The following is a 233-nucleotide window of genomic DNA, read 5'->3' as shown; positions in this document are numbered from 1 at the left end:
ATTTCGCTCACAATAAATAGAGCCCCTAGCATCGTTCCAAACAGGATTAAACAGAAATGAAAAATATCAGTGCGTGCAACAGAGTGTAGCCCTCCAAACGTCGTGTAGAGAACAAAAATATAGATCAAAATCACACTTACCGTATAAGGCACTTCAAGCATTTGACTAACCACAATACCGTAGCCTCGGATTTGGATCACAACGTATAAGAGATACCTAACACTAAGAATAAG

Annotated in this window: 1 protein-coding gene; it reads right to left on the bottom strand. The window is 39.1% G+C overall.

Translation table 11 applies throughout. The annotated features are described in order from the left end of the window. A partial coding sequence (locus Q4550_RS24175) for a sodium:solute symporter family transporter (RefSeq protein ID WP_303536815.1) occupies positions 1-233 on the bottom strand: 233 nt, incomplete at both ends.

Source organism: Anaerobacillus sp. 1_MG-2023 (genome assembly GCF_030547345.1).
In the GTDB taxonomy this organism is placed as follows: Bacteria; Bacillota; Bacilli; order Bacillales; family Guptibacillaceae; genus Guptibacillus; species Guptibacillus hwajinpoensis_B.
Note: the sequence above shows the minus strand (reverse complement) of the source record. Positions and strands in the feature narration are given on the sequence as shown.